Raw genomic sequence first — 18,359 nt, 5'->3', positions numbered from 1 at the left:
GCGCCGGCCGGTCCGCGGCCGCTCACCGCCCACCGGCCCGTGTCGGTCCGCTCATCGGGCACCGGCCACTGTCGCCTCGACGCCGTGCTGCTCCAGCGCGGTCAGCCAGGCGACCACGTCGGCGCGGACCTCGTCGTCCTCGGCGACCTCCACCGGGATGACCTCACGCAGCGCGAAGAGAGCGTCGACGGCGCCCGCCGGGCTCTGCCTGCCGGCGTCGAGCGCGGCGCGGATCGGCCCGGCGAGGGGGTCCTGGAACGGCAACGACCGGCCGTCGTCGGCGTACCCGAGCGCGAAGCGCAACCAGGACGCCACGACCAGCGCGCCCCAGCGCGCGGACCGTCCGGCCGCGCGCAGGTCGACGATGGTGTGCAGGACGCGCTGGGGCAGTTTCTGCGAGCCGTCCATCGCCACCTGGAGGGTGCGGTGGCGGATCGCCGGGTTCGCGAAACGGGCGAGGACCTGTTCGCCGTAGTCGACCACCCGGACCCCGTCCGGTGGGGTGAAGCTGGCGGCGACGTCCTCGGCGATCAACCGGCGCAGCACGTCGGCCAGGTGCGGGATCTCCAGCGCCTCGGCGACGGTCTCCCGACCGGCCAGCGCGCCCAGGTAGGCGGTGGCCGAGTGGACGCCGTTGAGGGCGCGCAGCTTCAACCGCTCCCACGGGCCGGCGTCGTCGGTGAGCACCGCCCCGGCGTGCTCCCAGCCCGGCCGACCGCCGGGGAAGTCGTCCTCGATCACCCACTGCGCGTACGGTTCGGCGGCGACCGCCGCCAGGTCGGTCACGCCGAGCGCCCGGCGTACCGCCTCGATCGTCTCCGGGGTGCTGGCCGGGACGATCCGGTCCACCATCGTGCCCGGGCAGGAGACGTTGGCGGCCACCCACTCGACCAGCCCGGCGGGCACCCCGGCGGCCCGTCCGACGGTCTGGTCGAGCATGCCCCGCAGCCGACGGCCGTTGGCGGGGAGGTTGTCGCAGCTGACCACTGCCACCGGCCCGGCGTCCGCGGCGGCCCGGGCGGCGAGCCCGCGCAGCAGCAGCCCCGGCACGGTGGTCGGCGGACGGCCCCCGGCCAGGTCCGCGGCGAGCGCCGAGTCCGGGGACAGGCGGCCGGTCACCGGGTCGAGTTGGTACGCCTTCTCGGTGACGGTCAGCGTCACCACCCGCACGGCCGGGTCGGCGAGCAGCGCCACCACGGCGTCCGGGTCGCCGGCCGCGTGCCGGACACCGCTCAGCGCGCCCACCACCCGGGTGGCACTGCCGGTCGCGGAGAGGGCGCTGACGGTGAACAGGTTGTCCTGGGCGGCGAGCGCCTCGACGACCGCGGTGCTGCGCGGCGCGACGGCCACGATGCCCCAGTCGCCGCCGGCCGCGCCGATCGCCGCCTCGGTGAAGACCGCCTGGTGGGCGCGGTGGAACGCGCCCAATCCCAGGTGTACGACGCCGGTCGGCACCGTACCGGGCCGGATCAGGGGGCGGGCCTCGACGGGGAGGTGGCGCACCATGCCCAGGCCGAGCCGGGAGGCGCCGACGGTCACCGCCACGCCGGACCGTCCGGGAAGCGGAACTCGGCGATCGACGCCGGTTTCATGGTGGCGCTGTATCCGGGCCGTTCGGGCAGGAGGTAACGGCCACCGCGGGTACGCACCGGGTCGACGAAGTGCTCGTGCAGGTGGTCGACGTACTCGACCATCCGACCGTCGAGCGCGGTGCCCACCCGCAGATAGTCGAAGATCGCCAGGTGTTGGACGTACTCGCAGAGGCCGACCCCACCGGCGTGCGGGCAGACCGGCACCCCGAACTTCGCCGCCAGCAGCAACTCGGCCAGGACCTCGTCGACGCCGCCGACCCGGCAGGCGTCGACCTGCATCACGCCGATCGCCTCGGCCTGCAACAACTGCTTGAAGATCACCCGGTTGGCGGCCACCTCGCCGGTGGCGACCCGGCACCGGCCGCCGGTCAGCTCGGTCACCGCGCGGGCGATCCGGGCGTGGCCGAGGATGTCGTCGGCGTGCGTCGGCTCCTCGATCCAGTACGGGTCGACCTCCGCGAGGGTGGTCATCGCGGTGATCGCCTCGTCGACGTCCCAGACCTGGTTGGCGTCCATCATCAGCAACGCGCCGGGGCCGATCTCCTCCCGGATGATCCGGGCCCGCCGCAGATCGTCGGCGAGCGGGCCGCCGACCTTCATCTTCATCGCCCGCCAACCGTCGTCGTACGCCTGCCGGGTCAGCGCCCGCACCTTGTCGTCCGGGTAGCCGAGCCAGCCGACCGAGGTGGTGTACGAGGGGAAACCGTCGCGTCGCAGCGTCGTCAACCGGTCGGCCAGGCCGTCGCGTCCCTTGTCGAGGATGGCCGCCGCGTCGTCCGGGGTGAGCGCGTCGCTGATGTGCTTGAAGTCGACGCTGGCGACGAGGTCGTCGGTGGGCAGGTCGGCGAGGAAGCGCCACATCGGCTTGCCGGCCACTGTCGCCCGCAGGTCCCACACCGCGTTGACCAGCGCACCGGTCGCCATGTGGATGACGCCCTTCTCCGGGCCCAGCCAGCGCAGCTGCACGTCGGCGCTGAGCGAGCGCCAGAACGCCACCGGTTCCGCCGCGATCTCCTCGACCGTGCGCCCCCGTACGTGGTGGGCCAGCGCGCGGACCGCCGCGCAGGTGATCTCGTTGCCCCGACCGTTGGTGAAGGTGAACCCCGCGCCGGTCGCCCCGACGTCGGTGCCCAACTCCACGTACGTCGCCGAGTAGTCGCCGCGGTTGATCGCGTCGGAGCCGTCTCCTCGCGCGGCGGTCGGGAACCGCACGTCGTGCACCTCGACGGAGGTGATGGTGATGCTCACTGAGCCTGCCTTTCGTTCGCGACTGCGGGGCTCCGCTGCGCTGCACTCCTCGCGCTCACTGGTCGCCGCCGAAGTTGAAGACCCGCTTGGGCAGTCGGTACGCCAGGTCGACGATGGTCTCGGCGGCCTCGTCCATCGGCAGCCGGTGCTCGGCGACCAGCCGGGCCAGGAAACCGGCGTCGACCCGGCGGGCCACGTCGTGGCGTACCGGGATGGAGCAGAACGCCCGGGTGTCGTCGACGAACCCGGCGGTGTTGTAGAAGCCGGCGCTCTCGGTGACCGTCTCCCGGAACCGGCGCAGCACCTCGGGGGAGTCCAGGAACCACCAGGGCGCGCCGAGCAGCAGGGCGGCGTACCCGCCGGCGAGGGGGGCCAACTCGCGGGTGAAGGTGTCCTCGTCCAGGGTGTAGAGCACGACCCGCAGTCGACTGTCGTTGCCGTAGCGCTCCAGTAGCGGGGCGAGCGCGTGCACGTACTCGGTGGCCTGCGGGACGTCGCCGCCGACGTCGCGACCGTGCCGGGCGTGCAGCCAGCGGTTGTGGTTGCGCACCGCGCCGGGGTGCAGCTGCATGACCAGGCCGTCGTCGAGCGACATCCGGGCGAACTCCACGAGCATGTGCGCGCGGAACGCCTCCGCGTCGGCGGCGTCGGCCTGGCCGCGCCGGCCCCGGTCGTACAGCCGCCCGGCCTCCTGCGGCGTCAGGTCCAGGGTGCGGGCGGTGGGGTGGCCGTGGTCGGAGGACGTCGCGCCGGCGGCGATGAACGCGGCGCGCCGGGCCCGCAGCGCGGCCAGATAACCGGTGTACGTGCCGGTGTCCTCGCCGGCCCGTTCGCCGAGCCGGTCCACGTTCGTCGACCAGCCCTCGAACTCCATGTCGACCACGTCGTCCGGACGGAAGGTGGTGACCACCCGCCCGCCCGGCCCGCCCCAGCCGTCGGCGGCGAGCTTGGCGTGCTGCCCGAGGTCGTCGAGCGGCGACTCGGTGGTGGCGAGGACCTCGATGCCGAACCGCTCGAACAGCGCCCGGGGCCGGAAGTCCGGCTCGGCGAGGCGGGCCGAGATCTCGTCGTAGAGGGCGTCGGCGGTGGCCGGGCGGAGCGGGGTGTGCACATCGAACACGGTGCGGAAGGTCTGCTCCAGCCAGAGCCGGGACGGGGTGCCCCGGAACAGGTGCCAGTGCGCGGCGAACCGTCGCCAGATCACCCGTCCGTCGGTCTCCACCGGGCTGCCGTCCCGGGTGGGCACGCCGAGGTCCGCCGGGGGTACGCCCTGACTGAGCAGCATCCGGGTCAGGTAGTGGTCGGGCACGATGAGCAACTGCGCCGGGTCTCCGAAGGGCCGGTCCTCGGCCAGCAGGGCCGGGTCGACGTGCCCGTGCGGCGAGATGATGGGTTGCTCCGCCGCGAGGGCGTACAGCTCCCGGGCCAGCGTGCGCTGGCCCGGTTCGGGCGGCAGGAGCAGGTCGGTGTGGTCGAACGTCGGCACGGGGATGGGCTCCTCGTCTCCTGGTCAGCGGGGGGTGAGCAGGTCGGCGACCCGGACCGGTTCGCCGGTCTCGAAGGACCGGTTGGCCGCCAGGCCGGTGAGCAGGGCCGACGCGCCGTCGTCGGCGGTCGCGGCGCGGTCCAGCGGGTCGGGTCGACCTCCGAGGAGCACGGCTGTCATCCGGGAGTCCGCGCCGCCGTGGCCGTGCCGGCTGCGACCCTCGACGGGGATCTGCCGGGGCGGTTGCCAGAACGGGCGCAGCGTGAGCGTCGCGCCACCACCCTCGGCCGGAGCCTCGGTGCCGTGCAGGGCGGCGCCCTTGACCGCGCCGGCGGTGCCCCGGTCGACGAAGTCGTTCTCGGTGACCTCCAGTTCGAGGCGGCCCCGGCTGCCGTTGACCATCACCCGGTAACCCTCCCAGGGCGCGTACGCGGTGAGGTGGTAGGTCATCGTGGCGCCGGTGGAGTAGCGGGCGAGTACCGCCATGTCGTCCTCGATGCTCACCCCGCCGGCGAAGACGTTGCGGTCGCGTTGGTAGCCGTCCTCGGCCTCGGCGTCGAGGTACAACTCCCGCAGCCGGGGGTGCGCGTCGAGTCGCAGCGCGAACGGGTCGTCGGCGGCGGCGGGGGAGCCGTACGCCCGGTCGTAGTCGCGGGCGTAGCCGTGCCGGCGGCCGTCCTCGCCGTAGAAGAAGAGCCGACCGGCCGCGTACACCTCGACGGGGGTGGCGGCCAGCCACCAGTTGACCAGATCGAAGTGGTGGCTGGCCTTGTGCACCATCAGCCCGCCGGAGCTGGCCTTGTCGCGGTGCCAGCGGCGGAAGTAGTCGGCGCCGTGGCGCACGTCGAGCAGCCACTCGAAGTGCACCGAGCCGATCTCGCCGACCGCGCCCTCGGCGAGCAGCCGGCGAACCTGTTCGTGCAGCGGGTTGTAGCGGTAGTTGAACGCGACGGTCACCCGACCACCGGTCTCGGCCACCGTGTCCAGGATGCGCCGGCAGCGCGGCACGTCCACCGTCATCGGTTTCTCGGTGACGACCTGCCGGCCGGCGCGCAGCGCGGCCACCACGTACTCGTCGTGGGTCACGTCGACGCTGGTGACCAGGACGACGTCGACGTGTTCGGCGTCCAGCATGGCCGCGAAGTCACCGGCCGGGTAGGTGGGCACCGGCGGGTGACCCAGCTCGGTCAGCCAGCGGTTGTGCGCGTCCATCCGGGCCTGGTTGACGTCGGCGAAGGCGACCAGCGCGGTGGTGTCGGCGTGGTCGAGCACCAGGGCGCGGACGAACATCTCGGCTCGCGCGCCGGTGCCCACGACGGCGTACCGGACCCGGCCGTCGGCTCTCGGTGACATGCGGTCGCCTCTCCGATCATGCTGCAAAGGTTTGCAATGAAGTAATCACGATCGATGCAATCACGTCAACGGCGACGATGCCAACGGTGATGAATGTCCGTATTTGTGAGGTGTTAGTTCACCAGGAGGAGTCCGGGTGCAACAGAACTGTAGCCATTGACCGTTGACACTGGCGCAACCGTTTGCATTAATGGGCCACACCCGCGTGACCGCCACCACATCGGACGAAGGGGCCGCCGTGCCAGTCACCATCCGGGACGTCGCCCGGGCGTCCGGTGTGCACATCTCCACCGTGTCCCGCACCTTCTCCGCTCCGCACCTGGTCAACCCGGAGACCCGGGTCCGGGTGCTGGCCTGCGCGGAGGACCTGGGCTACCGGCCGAACCGGGCCGCGCGGGCACTGATCACCGGACGTACGCACAACATCGGGCTGATCATCGCGGACATCGCGAACCCGTTCTTCCCGCCGCTGATCAAGGCGGCGGAGAGTCAGGCCCGGCACCGCGACTACCACGTGTTCGTGGCCGACACCAACGAGGACCCGACCGCCGAGGAGGAGCTGGTCCACGCGCTGGCCAAGCAGGTCGACGGGGTCCTGCTGTGCAGTCCACGGATGAGCAACAGCCTGATCGAACAGCTCAGCCGTGAGGTGCCGCTGGTGGTCGTGAACCGCCAGGTGACCGGCCTGCCCTGCGTGCTGATGGACGTCGGCCAGGGTGCCCGGTCGGCGATCGAGCACCTGATCGGCCTGGGACACCGCAGCATCGCGTTGCTCGGCGGCCCGCGCAGCTCGTGGACCAACCGGGAGATGCGCCGGGCCGCCGGCGCGGCCGCCCGGGCGGGCGGCGCCGAACTGACGGTGCTCGGCCCGAACGCGCCCACCGAGACCGGCGGATCCGCCGTCGCCGAGCAGGTGCGGCGCAGCGGCGTGTCGGCCGTGCTCGCCTACAACGACCTGATGGCGATCGGCCTCATCGAAGGGCTGGACGCACTCGGGGTCCGGGTGCCGCAGGAGGTGAGCGTCGTCGGGGTCGACGACATCACCCTGAGCCGGCTCACCCGCCCCAAACTGACGACGGTGGCCACACCCACCGGGGCCGCCGGCCGGACGGCCGTCGACATGCTGCTGCAACAGGACACCGAGTCACCGCGCGGCGCGCGAGGGCTGGGTGCCGGCACGGCGCTCGGCGTCCGTCGTACCACCGCACAGGTAATGCTCCAGACCGACCTGGTCATCCGCGACTCGACCGGCCCGGGCCCGCACGCCCGACCGGCACGTCCCCTGGCCGCGCCGCTGGGCCCGGACCCGCATTGCCCTGCGGGCCCGGGCATCCCGACCGCGGCCACCGGTGACGCCGTCGCCTCCTAATGCCGAGGAGTGAGCGCACATGCACCCCGCAACGCCCCCCACCACTGACGCGCCCGTCGGGCGCGCTCACCGTACCCCGCTGCCTCGGCGGCGCCTGCTGCGTGGCCTGCTGGCCGTGACGGTCGCCGCACCGCTCATGTTCGGAGCCGCCGCCTGCGGCGACGACGAGCCCGCCGCCGATCCGAACGCACCGGTCAAGCTCTCCATCTTCTGGTGGGGCGGCGACGCCCGGGCCAAGTTGACCGAAGACGCGCTGGCTCTCTACACCGAGAAGCACCCGAACGTGACCTTCGAGAAGACCTGGCAGGCCAACCAGGGCTACTTCGACAAGCTGGCCACGCTCACCGCCGGTGGCGACCCGCCGGACCTGTTCCAGATCGACGACAACTACCTGGCCGAGTACGCGGCCCGCAACACCACGCTGGACCTGACCCCGTACCAGAAGTCCGGCAAGCTGGACACCTCGAAGTTCCCCGAGAGCCTCTGGCAGTACGGCGTGGTGGACGGCAAGTTCGCCGGCCTCGCCGCCGGGGAGAACACCCAGGGCCTGGTCTACAACAAGACGCTGCTGACCAAGCACAACCTGCCCGAGCCGACCACCGGGATGACCTGGGAGCAGCACATCGCCTGGGCCGAGGAGGTGTCGAAGAAGACCGGCGTGCCCGGCACCCAGGACCCGAGCGCCGACTACAAGGCGCTCTGGGTGTGGCTGCGCCAGCAGGGCAAGGACCTCTACCAGGGCAAGGAGTTGGGCTTCACCGCCGAGGACGTGACCAAGTGGTTCGACCTGTGGAAGGGCGCCCGGGACCGCAAGGCCACCCCGACCGCCGACGTGATCCACGAGGGCAACTCCAGCGACGTCACCAAGCAGCTCGTGGTCACCGGCAAGTCGGCGACCTCCTGGGTCTGGGCCAACCAGATGCCGGACCTGAAGAAGAACACCAAGGACGAGCTGGGCGTGATCGCCTACCCCGGTGACCCCAGCGCGCAGTGGGCCCGGGCCTCGATGTACTGGTCGGTGTTCAAGGGCAGCAAGCACAAGGACGTCGCCGTCGACGTGATCAACTTCCTCAACAACGACCTGGAGGCCGTCAAGCTGCTCGGCACCGATCGAGGGCTGCCGTCCAACCTGGACCTGCGGCGGGTGGTCAGCGACGACACCACCGACCCGGCCATGAAGCAGTCCATCGCCGTCGAGGCCGAGCTGACCCAGAAGTTCGGCCCGTCGCCGCAGGTGCCGATCAAGGGGCACAGCAAGGTCAAGTCGGAGCTGATCAAGGCCGCCGAGAACGCGCAGTACGGCCGGGCCACCCCCGCCGAGGCCGCCGCCCAGTTCGTCGAGGCGTGCAAGTCCGCCATCGCCTGACCGCCGCACCTGGCGAGGAGAGGAGCTGTTCGTGGCGTTGACCACGGCGCCCGACCCGACCCGACGCGGCTCCGGAACCGGCCGGGCCCCCACCGACAGGCGTGGGCCCGGCCGCCTCCGGCACAGCGAAGGTCTGGCGGGGTACGTCTTCCTGTCGCCGTGGCTCATCGGGCTGATGGGTGTCACGGCGGTCCCCATGCTGTTGTCGCTCTACCTGAGCTTCACCGACTACGACATCCTCACCCCGTTCTCCGAGGTGCGGTGGGTGGGGCTGGCCAACTACGAGCGGATGTTCACCGCCGACCCGTCGTACTGGCACGCGGTCCGGGTGACAGTGACCTTCGCGTTGATCGCCGTGCCGCTGAAGCTCGCCGCCGCGCTCGGCGTGGCCCTGCTGCTCAACCGCGCCTGGCGCGGCGTCGGGCTGTTCCGGGGGCTGTTCTACCTGCCGTCGCTGCTCGGCGGCAGCGTCGCGCTGGCCATCGTCTGGGTCAACATGTTCAACCGCGACGGTGCGTTCAACTCGCTGTTGAGCCTCTTCGGCATCACCGGCAAACCGTGGGTCAACGACCCGGACTGGGCCCTGGAGACGCTGATGGTGCTGGCCATCTGGCAGTTCGGCGCACCGATGGTGATCTTCCTGGCCGGGCTCAAGCAGGTGCCCACCGAACTCTACGAGGCCGCCTCGGTCGACGGGGCCGGCCGGTTCCGCCAGTTCCGCAACGTCACCCTGCCGATGCTCTCCCCGGTCATCTTCTTCAACCTGGTGCTGGAGACCATCAACGGTTTCCAGGGCTTCACCGCCGCGTTCGTGCTCAGCAACGGCACCGGCGGCCCGGTCGACTCCACCCTGATGTACACGCTGAACCTCTACATCACCGGCTTCACCGACCTCGAGATGGGCTACGCCTCGGCGATGGCCTGGGTGTTCCTGCTCGCCATCGCGGTGATCACCGCGATCTTCTTCAGCACCGGGCGGTTCTGGGTGCACTACTCCGACGGGGAGGACCGGTGATGGCGACCCCGACCGCCGCGGCGCCACCGAGCCCACGCCGACGCCCCGGCGGTCGGCCCGTACTGCGGCTGCTGATCCTGCTGGCGATCGTCGCCGTGGTGCTCTACCCGTTGATCTGGATGATCGGCACCTCGGTGAAGTCCCAGGAGGAGATCGTCAACAACGTCGGGCTGCTGCCCGACCGCTTCACCCCCGGCAACTACACCGCCGGCTGGACCAACTTCGACGTCACCTTCGGCCGGTTCTTCCTCAACAGCACGATGGTCAGCCTGCTCACCGTGGTCGGCAACGGGCTCTCCTGCCTGCTCGCCGCGTACGCCTTCGCCCGGCTGCGGTTCCGGCTGCGCGGCATGTGGTTCGCCGTCATGATCGGCACGCTGCTGCTGCCCCAGCACGTCCTGATCGTGCCGCAGTACATCCTCTTCCGGACGCTCGGGCTGGTCGGCGGCGACTGGCCCTACCTGCCGCTGCTCATCCCGCAGTTCCTGGCCACCGAGGCGTTCTTCGTCTTCCTGATGGTGCAGTTCATGCGCGGCGTGCCGCGTGAGCTGGACGAGGCGGCCCGGATCGACGGCGCCGGCCCGTTCGGCATCTTCCGGCACATCATCCTGCCGCTGAGCCGCCCGGCGCTGGTCACCACGGCGATCTTCTCGTTCATCTGGACCTGGAACGACTTCTTCCGACAACTGGTCTTCCTGTCCCAACTGGAGGACTACACGGTGCCGGTCGCGCTGACCCTCTTCATCGACTCGACCAGCCAGAGCGCGGTCGGGCCGATGTTCGCCATGTCGGTGCTGTCACTGCTGCCGGTCTTCCTGTTCTTCGTCGCCTTCCAACGGATGCTCGTCGAGGGGATCAACACCAGTGGCATCAAGGGGTGAACCTGTCGACGCTGCCGGGCGGCGGGACTGGCGCGATGTCCTGCGCGACGCCGCCGACCTGGCGCTGCTCGGCATCCTGCTGACCCTCGCCGCCCTGCCGCTGCTCACCGCCGCCGCGGCGGTCGGCACGGCCAGTGCGGCGCTGCACGACTGGACGCGTACCGGCGGTTGGCCGTCGGCGGCCACGACAGTGCGCCGGTTCGGCCGTGCGGTGCTGCCCGGGGTGCCGGTCAGCCTGCTCGCGCTCGCCGTGGCCGGGCTGCTCGCCGCCGACCTGGCCGCGCTGGCCACCGGCCGGGTGCCCGGCGGCCCGGTGGCGCTGCTGGTGACGGCGCTGGTCGCGGTCGGCCTGACCGGGTACGCCGGGCTGGTCGTCGTCGAGGTGGGCGGCAACGGGGGCGGGCGGTGGCGGGTGTGCGCCCGCTCCGCCGCCCGCGCCTGCCTCGACGCACCCACCCGGTGGGTGGCGCTCACCGGGGTCGTCGCGTCGGCCGGGCTGCTCGCCGTCCTGGTCACCCCGGTCGCGGTGCCGATCCTCGCCGGATACACGCTGGCCGCCCTGCACGCCGTCGCCAACCGCCGGCCGATCACCGCGGCCCTTACCGGCCGCCCACCGGCCGCGCACCCGGAGTCGCCGTGAGCGGGGTGGCGGAGCCGGCGCGGCTGCTGGTCGACGGGACCGAGGTGGCCCGGTACGTCATCGACCCGAAGCTGGACGCACGGCACGGCCCTCGGCCGTACCTGCACCCGGTACGCACCCTCGGCGGCACGGTGGTCACCGACGCGCTCCCCGCCGACCACGTCTGGCACCTCGGCGCGTCCCTGGCCGTGCAGGACGTCAACGGCAGCAACCTCTGGGGTGGGCGCACCTATGTGCGCGACGTCGGCTACACCTGGCGCGACGACCACGGCGTCATGGCGCACACCGGTTGGTCGGAGCGCTCGACCCAGCGACTGGCCCACCGGCTGGAGTGGCGCGACGCGCGCGGCTCGGTGCTGCTCACCGAATGCCGCCGGCTCACCGCCGCCCCGTTGGCCGGTCAGGGGCCGGCCGGGGGGCTGCCGGCCTGGTGGCTGGCGGTGGACTACACGCTGACCGCCCCTGCCGGGCAGGACGTGCGACTTGGTAGCCCGGCCACCAACGGTCGCCCCGGCGGGGCCGGCTACGGTGGGTTCTTCTGGCGAGCCGTCTCGACCGGGCCGGCATCGGTGTTCAGCGCCTCGGCGACGGGGGAGGAGACGGTGAACGGCTCCGCCGAGCCGTGGGTTGCCCTGACCGGCACCGGGCCGGACGGTGGGGCGTACACCCTGGTCTTCGGCGGTCTCGGCGACGGCGACCGATGGTTCACGCGGACCGCGATGTACCCGGGTGTGGGGGTGGCGTTCGCGTTCGAACGGCCGGTCACCATCGCGGCCGGCACCGAACGGCGGGGTCGGCACACGGTGATCGTCGCCGACGGCTCCCTGGACCCCGCCGCCATCGCGGCGATGTCGGCGATTGTTTCGCGCAACCCGCAGGTCGGTTAAGAGACATAGGACTGTGCGAATGCTCGTCGGGTCGGCTGTGGCCTTGTGGCCATTGTGACCAGTCGATAGCCTCCTCGTGGACTATCGACGCTACACGGGGGTTCCATCAGTGAGACAGTCAATCCATCCTGCCCGAAAACAGCCGAGTCGCAGGCCATCCTTGCGGCGTAGGAGCACCGCGGGAGTCCTGGCTCTCCTCCTCATCGGGTCGGTCCTGGTTCCGGGCGCGCCGGCGTCCGCTGCGGACCAGCTGACGCACCGGGAGCAGGCAGTCGAGGACTTCGTCGAGGGTGGTCCCTCGACGCAACGCGCCGCAGAGGCCGCGCTGTTGGGCACCGAGGCCGACCTCACGACATATATCGAGTCAGGTCGGGACGCGGCCCAGCAGGCCGACGAGAGGGCAGCAGCACAGGTCCTGGCCGGAATGGACGGACCGGGCACCCGGGCCGCGGCGCTGGAGGCCCTCGCGGGATCGCGAGCGGCGGTCCAGAACTTCGTCAACGGCGGATGGGAGGTGCCGTTCACGGCGGACGAGCGACTGCGGGTCTATCGGGTGATCGAAGGGGCCGGTCCGACAACCAGGGCGGCAGCCGAGCGGGCGCTCGCGGGCACCCCACAGGACATCAGCGATTTCCTGTCCAACGGTCGAGACGCGGCCGCGATCGCCGACGATCGGTTGGCCGCGACACGGATGCTCACCGGTGGTGTCAACAACAGCGGTCCCGTTCTGGACTCCGCGGCACAGCAGGCGTTGGCGGGCACTCCGGCGGATCTTCGCGACTTCCTGGTGAGCGGTCAGTTCGTGGCCCGGGCTCGGGACGCCGAACTGGCCTCCATCAAGAGTCTGACCGAGCAGGCCAAGCAGGCCGGTGAGACGACGGCCCGTGAGTCGCTGGCCGCTTCGGAGGCATCGACCCGGGCGGTGAACGCGGCTGCGGAGGCGAAATCCGCGGCCCAGCGAGCAGAGGCGGAGACGCGGGCGGCCGGCGGCTCGGCGGCCAAGGCGTCCGCTGCGGCGGGGCGGGCGGCTGACGCTGCCGAGGGCGCCGCCGACGCCGCGCGTGACGCGATCGGTGCATCCAACGCGGCGATGCGAGCTGCGCGGGTTGCGGCGGACGCGGCTCGCCGCGCCACCACTGCCGCCTCACTGACTGCGCAGGCAGCCTCCCGCGCACAGCGCGCCGCCGCTGCCGCTCGCACCGACGCCGGTAAGGCGGCGGCGGCCCGGCAGGCTGCCGAGGCGGCACGAAACGCGGCAGCCAAGGCCCGTGAGCTGGAACAGGTGAAAGCAGAGCGGGATCGCGCGCTCGCCCAGGCCAAGGTCGCGTCCGAGGCGGCGAAGGGTGCGAGCGGCAACGCGGACGCCGCCGCAGCAGCAGCTGATCAGGCCGGCGGCCACGCGGGCGTCTCCGAGGCGCAGGCGGCGCGTTCGCGTAACGCCGCCGCTGAGGCCCGTGCGGCGGCTGCCGCAGCAGATCGGGCAGCCGACCGGGCGTACTCGTTCGCGCAGGCGGCTGCGAAGGCGTCAGACGAGGCCTTCCGGTTCGCCGCGCAGGCCGCTCAGCATGCCGAGCTTGCCGCTGCGGCGGCCGAAGCAGCCGCAGCCGCAGCCGGCCGTGCCGAGGTGGCAGCGGTGGAGTCGGCCAAACACGCCGCTGCCGCTGTGGAGGCGTCGAACCTGGCGGTCACGGCAGCCAACCAGGCGGTGACGCTGGAGCAGATGGCACGCGATGAGGACGCCGCCCGGCTGGTGAACGCCACCGAACAGGGTGTGCAGGCCGCGCGTGATGCGTCGACCGCTGAGGCGGCGACGAAGGCGCAGGGCGGGTTGCTCGCGCAGTGGAACAGGTCGCTTCAGTGGGACACCGCAGAGGAGGACCGCGTCGATTCGGGCACCCGTGCCCTGCTGGACGAGGCGACAGCCTCCGGTGCGTCCGCTGAGGTGGTCATCGACCGTGGTCGTCGGGCAGCGGTAGCGCTCGTACGGACGGGCGGAGACTGGACGAAGACCGCCGCCGAGGCCGCGCTGAGTGGCGGCGAGACGGAGTTGCGGTCGTGGCTCACCGAGGGGCGGCGCCTCGCGGTCGGGCAGGACGATCGTGCCCGAGTGTGGAACCTGGTCGACACGCTGCCTGACGGGGCGGAGAAAACTGCCGCGCAGGCCGCGTTGACCGGCGACGACACGGCGGTGCAGACCTTCCTGCGGACCCGAAACTACGTGGGCAAGGCTGCCAAGGACCGACAGACGGTCTACCAGATCATGGCGACCGCAGGTCCGAACGTGAAGGCCACGGCCACCGCCGCGCTCAACGGCAGCGCCGCCGACGTGCATCAGTTCCTGCGTTCGGGTCAGCACTCCGCGCGTACCGCGGACGAACGACTGGAGGTGTACCGGATCATCGAGACGGGCGGGCCGGAGGTCAAGGCGGCCGGTCAGGTCGCGCTGGCCGGTCCCCCTTCGTACATCTCCTACTTCCTCACCGCGTCGCGGTATCAGGCGGCGCAGCGGGATGCGGAGCAGAGTGCCCACGTCGCGGCGGTGCGGGCGCTCATCGCCCAAGCTCAGCAGTACGCGGAGACCGCCGTGGCGGACGCGGCGGAGGCCAACCGCGTCGCCGCCGTGGCGCGCGCGGCCGCCGACGAGGCCAACGGTTGGGCCACCAAGGCGGCCGAGGCGGCGAACAGGGCCGCCGGCTACGCGACCTCCGCCGCCCAGTCCGCCGCGGACGCCAAACGGTCCGCTGACCAGGCGGCGCAGTCGGCTACCACCGCGCGGGACGCGGCGAACTCGGCTCAGGCCAGCGCCGGTCAGGCCGCGAGGTCCGCAGCGACTGCTACCGCTGCCTCACGTCGTGCCCGGGACGACGCGAACGGCGCCTACGGCGCGGCCGCGCAGGCTCGCGCCGACGCGCAGGCTGCGGGCGCGGATGCCGCCGCCGCGGAACTGGCGGCGAAGGAGGCCAGCCAGACCTACACGAACCGGTTGCGGCAGGCCGAGGAGGCCCGTCGAAGTGCCGCGGCCGGCACGGGTGCCGACGGAACCGGAACGGCCGCCGGCGACTTCAAGACCTGGAGCTGTCTCGTTCCCGAGGACGCGTTGTCCAAGACGTGTCTGAGCACCTACAAGGACTTCGCCGGTGCGCTCGTCGATCCGGCCAAGTGCAGTGTGCCGGCGAACAACGGCACGGCTGGTTGCGCGATGCTCGCCGACATCAAGGGTTTCGTGGACCAGAACCCGGAACTGCTGCTGGACATGTTGCAGTTCGTTCTCGGCATGTGTGGTCTGATTCCAGGCGTCGGTGAGGCGTGTGACGCCGTCGACTCGGCCATCTCGTTCAAACGCGGCGACTGGGTCGGCGGTGTGCTCTCACTCGGTGCCACGGTACCCGTGGTGGGCTGGCTCGCCAGCGGCGCGAAGGGCGTGAAGAACGCGGACAAGCTGCGCAATATCAAGAACATCATCGGGCAGCTCGCCGATGCCTGCAAGAAGACCAGCAGCTTCACCGCCGGAACTCGGGTACTTCTCGCCAACGGCACCCGCCGGAGCATCGAGGACGTGGTCGTCGGTGACACCGTCCGGGCAACCGACCCCGCTACAGGTGTGACGGCGAACAAGGTGGTGACCGCCACGATCACCACGGTCGGTGTGAAGGCGCTGGTCGACCTCGTCGTCGACGTGGACGGTGAGGCCGGCTCGGCAACGGCGACGATCACGGCCACCAGCAACCACCCGATCTGGGTGCCAGCGCGCGACGCGTGGGTGGAGGCCGGATCGCTGACGGTCGGCGATGGGCTCATGAGCGACACCGGCTCGGCGGTGCGCGTCGAGCGGAGCACCTCGCGTAGCGAGGTCACCAGGGTCTACAACTTCAGCGTCGCCGACCTCAGCACGTACTACGTCGCGGTGGACCGCACGTCCGTACTGGTCCACAATGCTCCGCCGGAAGCCTGCCGGGTCACCTCCGCCCCGACGTCACCGCAGGCTACGAGCAAGACCGTGTGGATCACCAACGACGAGTCGATCCGGGTGGACGTGGAGAACCCCCGTCCGGGTGTCGACGGTACGGCAGCCTTCCACGTTCAGTTCAAGGGACGCGGCGCCGACACCACCAAGTACTACTACAATCCGAGCAACGGCAAATGGGTGTCCGAGGCGGGCGTCGAGCTCTCCAAGAAGGCAGCCAAGCAGATTCCACAGGAAGCCATCAACAAGGCATTCAGGTTCATGGGGATTCCACGTCCGTGATGAGGACCAACGCCGCCATGCGGAGCCTGCTCCGCATGGCGGCGTTCTCCGCAGACCAGCCGACTGTTCCAGAGATGGAACAGGACACGCTGGATGCCGGCTGGGTGGTGGAGCCCAGTGGTGCGCTCCTCGTGGCCGCGCATCGGCCGAAGGGCCTGCGCGACATCCCGGCGGACGCCCTGGGCGACGGCGAGTACGAGATCAACGACGTCCATGTCTCACTCGCCGACCTGGGTGGCGAGACTGACGACTTCCTGCCCAGGGCGGCATCCCGCGGCCTGCACTTCGCACGACGGATGCTGGCGGAGGCGCGTGGCCTGCCGGGCTCGGAAACGCTCCTGGCGACCGTCGCGATAAATGTCGACGTGGATGACGAGGACTTCTCGCTCCAGGGCGCCACGATTCGTTTCTTCAGCCGGCGGGGGTCTCATCCCCCCTGGTTCGACGAGTTGGAGACGTACACCCTGGAGGCCATCGCGGTGCTCGACATGTCCGACGTGTAGCGCCATCCCCGCTGATCGTCGCTGCGGTCGAGGGCAACGAGACGCGGTCAGCGGGAGCGGTCGATCAACTCGTGCACGGCACGCTGGTACGCGGCCTGCGTGTGGTAGGGCCAGTGCCGTTCGATCGGGGGTGGCACGGTGTCCGCCGGCTCGATGGTCAGGCTGCGGGGATCACGCAGTCGGCGGTCGACGTCTCCGAGCGGTCCGTCCGGGTCCTGCGGGAAGATCGGCCCGCCGATCGGGTCGGTGTCGCGCCACAGGTACGCGGGGTCGAGGCGGGCGTAGGTGCGCCGCAGCGGTGAACCGTAGGTCGGCAGAGAGACCCGGGCCAGCACGGACGGCGGTAGTCGCAGGATGGTGGCGGCGGCGAGCACCGAACCGCGGCGGTGTCCGGAGATGACCACCGGCCCGCGCGCGGCGAGGCCGGTGATCCGTTTCGCCAGCTCGGGGACGGCGCGAGCGGCGTAACAGGGCGGCGCGAACGGGTGGACCGTCCGGGGCCGGAAGGTGCCGAGGTCCCACAGCACCGCCACCGCCCGCCGGTCTAGGAGGACCGGTACGCGCGGAACCCGAGGACTACGAGGCAGATCACCAGCGGACTGATCACCCACACGCCGGCGTCGGCGACGTACGCGGCGAGCGCGGCCTACCAGTAGGCCACCGGCGGCTCCAGCGGGGCCGACGATCGGCGGGTCGGGCCGGATCGGGTCGGGGATCGCGCCGTGGTCGAGAGCGTCCGCGACGCGGTAGACCAGGGTCGCGGTGAAGGCCGCGCCGACGCTCACCGCCGACGCGGCCATGACCGGGGACGGTGAGGGTGCCGGCGAGCAGCCGGCACAGCACGCCGGGCAGCCCCACCGGTCGTGCTCCGGCGGTCGGAGCCAGATCGCCAGGTTGCTCAGCATGAACGGCAGCAGGAGCTCCACGGCCTCGCGTCCCGGCGTCCTGTCCACGCCGTCAGGGTCACCGACAATCCACGTGGGCGCTGCCGATACCGCGAACGTCAACGACCGGGCAGCGTGGCGGTGACCCGGACGGCCTTGACGATCGCCGGGATCGAACCGATCAGCAGCACCAGCCCCCAGATGATCGCGATGATCGCGAAGACCAGCGCCGCCACGTCGTCGACGATGCTGACCAGGATCACCGGCACCAGGTTGTGCAGGAACTCCAGCACGACGGTGCAGAGCAGGGTGGTGAGGATCAGCAGGACGAGGCCCTTGTTCTGCAGGAACCGGGGCTGGGCCAGCACCAGCAGCCCGGCCCACACCAGCTTGAGCAGCAGCACCAGCCCGAGCAGCACCGCCGCGTCGCCGACCGGGAAGAACCCCCACAGGGCCAGGTACGCCAGTGTCCCGAACGGGACGGCCAGGAACAGCGACACCATGATCATTAGTTCCACGAACGCGATGAGCAGCGCGATCAGCCCCACGATGATCAGGATGATCGAGAAGATCAGGCCGGCGACGCCCTGCACCCGGCCCTGGATCCGCTCCGGCAGCAGCAGACCCAGGCAGAACAGCCCGGTGCTCCAGACCGCCACCGCGTCGATCAACGCCAGGTAGCCGGTGCCCCGGCCGGACGGCTCGCTGACCCCGGACACGTCGTCGATCTGGACGTCCAACGAACCGGCGCTGTCCGCGAGGGCCGCACCGGCGTCACCGCCGCCGATCAGCAGCCCGGCGCCCAACTCCACGCCGATCGCCAGCACGATGGCGAGCATGGCCAGCAGCAGGAACGGTTTACGCAGGTCACCCACGGCGGAACCCTCCA

The 18,359-nt window shown here is 71.3% G+C and carries 14 protein-coding genes; 8 read left to right on the top strand and 6 right to left on the bottom strand.

The features are described 5' to 3' along the window. Positions 1-51 precede the first annotated feature (51 nt). The 4 genes from O7616_RS22090 to O7616_RS22075 are packed head-to-tail and all read right to left on the bottom strand — an operon-like array spanning position 52 to position 5,679. Positions 52-1,545, bottom strand: coding sequence for a mannitol dehydrogenase family protein (locus O7616_RS22090; protein ID WP_282303725.1), 1,494 nt, complete (start codon positions 1,543-1,545; stop codon positions 52-54). After that, positions 1,536-2,840: an enolase C-terminal domain-like protein gene (locus O7616_RS22085; RefSeq protein ID WP_282303724.1), complete on the bottom strand. Its 1,305-nt coding sequence runs from the start codon at positions 2,838-2,840 to the stop codon at positions 1,536-1,538. The genes O7616_RS22090 and O7616_RS22085 overlap by 10 nt, the downstream gene beginning before the upstream one ends. 55 nt (positions 2,841-2,895) lie before the next feature. Next, complete coding sequence (gene uxaC / locus O7616_RS22080) at positions 2,896-4,326, bottom strand: glucuronate isomerase (RefSeq protein WP_282303723.1); 1,431 nt, start codon at positions 4,324-4,326, stop codon at positions 2,896-2,898. A 24-nt stretch (positions 4,327-4,350) separates the two neighbouring features. Then, complete coding sequence (locus tag O7616_RS22075) at positions 4,351-5,679, bottom strand: Gfo/Idh/MocA family oxidoreductase (RefSeq protein ID WP_282303722.1); 1,329 nt, start codon at positions 5,677-5,679, stop codon at positions 4,351-4,353. A gap of 238 nt (positions 5,680-5,917) precedes the next feature. Between O7616_RS22075 and O7616_RS22070 the strand changes: the two genes are divergently transcribed. From O7616_RS22070 to O7616_RS22035, 8 genes are all read left to right on the top strand, one after another. Next, complete coding sequence (locus tag O7616_RS22070; RefSeq protein WP_282259186.1) at positions 5,918-7,048, top strand: LacI family DNA-binding transcriptional regulator; 1,131 nt, start codon at positions 5,918-5,920, stop codon at positions 7,046-7,048. A 19-nt stretch (positions 7,049-7,067) separates the two neighbouring features. Then, a complete protein-coding gene (locus O7616_RS22065; protein ID WP_282303721.1) occupies positions 7,068-8,414 on the top strand; it encodes an extracellular solute-binding protein in 1,347 nt (448 codons plus the stop codon). Positions 8,415-8,445: 31 nt separating this feature from the next. Beyond that, positions 8,446-9,429 (top strand): sugar ABC transporter permease, encoded by a 984-nt coding sequence (locus tag O7616_RS22060; protein ID WP_282303720.1) that lies wholly within the window; start codon positions 8,446-8,448, stop codon positions 9,427-9,429. Further along, a complete protein-coding gene (locus O7616_RS22055) occupies positions 9,429-10,310 on the top strand; it encodes a carbohydrate ABC transporter permease (protein WP_282303719.1) in 882 nt (293 codons plus the stop codon). The genes O7616_RS22060 and O7616_RS22055 overlap by 1 nt, the downstream gene beginning before the upstream one ends. After that, positions 10,294-10,950 (top strand): hypothetical protein, encoded by a 657-nt coding sequence (locus tag O7616_RS22050; RefSeq protein ID WP_282303718.1) that lies wholly within the window; start codon positions 10,294-10,296, stop codon positions 10,948-10,950. The genes O7616_RS22055 and O7616_RS22050 overlap by 17 nt, the downstream gene beginning before the upstream one ends. Further along, positions 10,947-11,837: a PmoA family protein gene (locus O7616_RS22045; RefSeq protein ID WP_282303717.1), complete on the top strand. Its 891-nt coding sequence runs from the start codon at positions 10,947-10,949 to the stop codon at positions 11,835-11,837. The genes O7616_RS22050 and O7616_RS22045 overlap by 4 nt, the downstream gene beginning before the upstream one ends. 160 nt (positions 11,838-11,997) lie before the next feature. After that, on the top strand, positions 11,998-16,083 hold the full coding sequence (locus O7616_RS22040; RefSeq protein WP_282303716.1) for a polymorphic toxin-type HINT domain-containing protein: 4,086 nt from the start codon (positions 11,998-12,000) through the stop codon (positions 16,081-16,083). Between the two features lie 35 nt (positions 16,084-16,118). Further along, positions 16,119-16,586, top strand: coding sequence for a hypothetical protein (locus O7616_RS22035; RefSeq protein ID WP_282303715.1), 468 nt, complete (start codon positions 16,119-16,121; stop codon positions 16,584-16,586). Between the two features lie 47 nt (positions 16,587-16,633). Here the strand turns inward: O7616_RS22035 and O7616_RS22030 are convergent, their stop codons facing one another. Both O7616_RS22030 and O7616_RS22025 read right to left on the bottom strand, forming a co-directional pair. Continuing rightward, positions 16,634-17,539, bottom strand: a complete 906-nt coding sequence (locus O7616_RS22030) for a hypothetical protein (protein WP_348773829.1) — start codon at positions 17,537-17,539, stop codon at positions 16,634-16,636. Between the two features lie 50 nt (positions 17,540-17,589). Next, on the bottom strand, positions 17,590-18,345 hold the full coding sequence (locus tag O7616_RS22025; RefSeq protein WP_282303714.1) for a hypothetical protein: 756 nt from the start codon (positions 18,343-18,345) through the stop codon (positions 17,590-17,592). Positions 18,346-18,359: the final 14 nt, after the last annotated feature.

It is taken from the genome of Micromonospora sp. WMMD964 (assembly GCF_029581455.1).
Taxonomy (GTDB): domain Bacteria; phylum Actinomycetota; class Actinomycetes; order Mycobacteriales; family Micromonosporaceae; genus Micromonospora.
Note: the sequence above shows the minus strand (reverse complement) of the source record. Positions and strands in the feature narration are given on the sequence as shown.

Bases quoted from the DNA above. Each gene is read 5' to 3' on its own strand.
- O7616_RS22075 (WP_282303722.1), bottom strand. From the start codon at position 5,679: ATGTCACCGAGAGCCGACGGCCGGGTCCGGTACGCCGTCGTGGGCACC.
- O7616_RS22065 (WP_282303721.1), top strand. From the start codon at position 7,068: ATGCACCCCGCAACGCCCCCCACCACTGACGCGCCCGTCGGGCGCGCT.
- O7616_RS22035 (WP_282303715.1), top strand. From the start codon at position 16,119: ATGGCGGCGTTCTCCGCAGACCAGCCGACTGTTCCAGAGATGGAACAG.
- O7616_RS22055 (WP_282303719.1), top strand. From the start codon at position 9,429: ATGGCGACCCCGACCGCCGCGGCGCCACCGAGCCCACGCCGACGCCCC.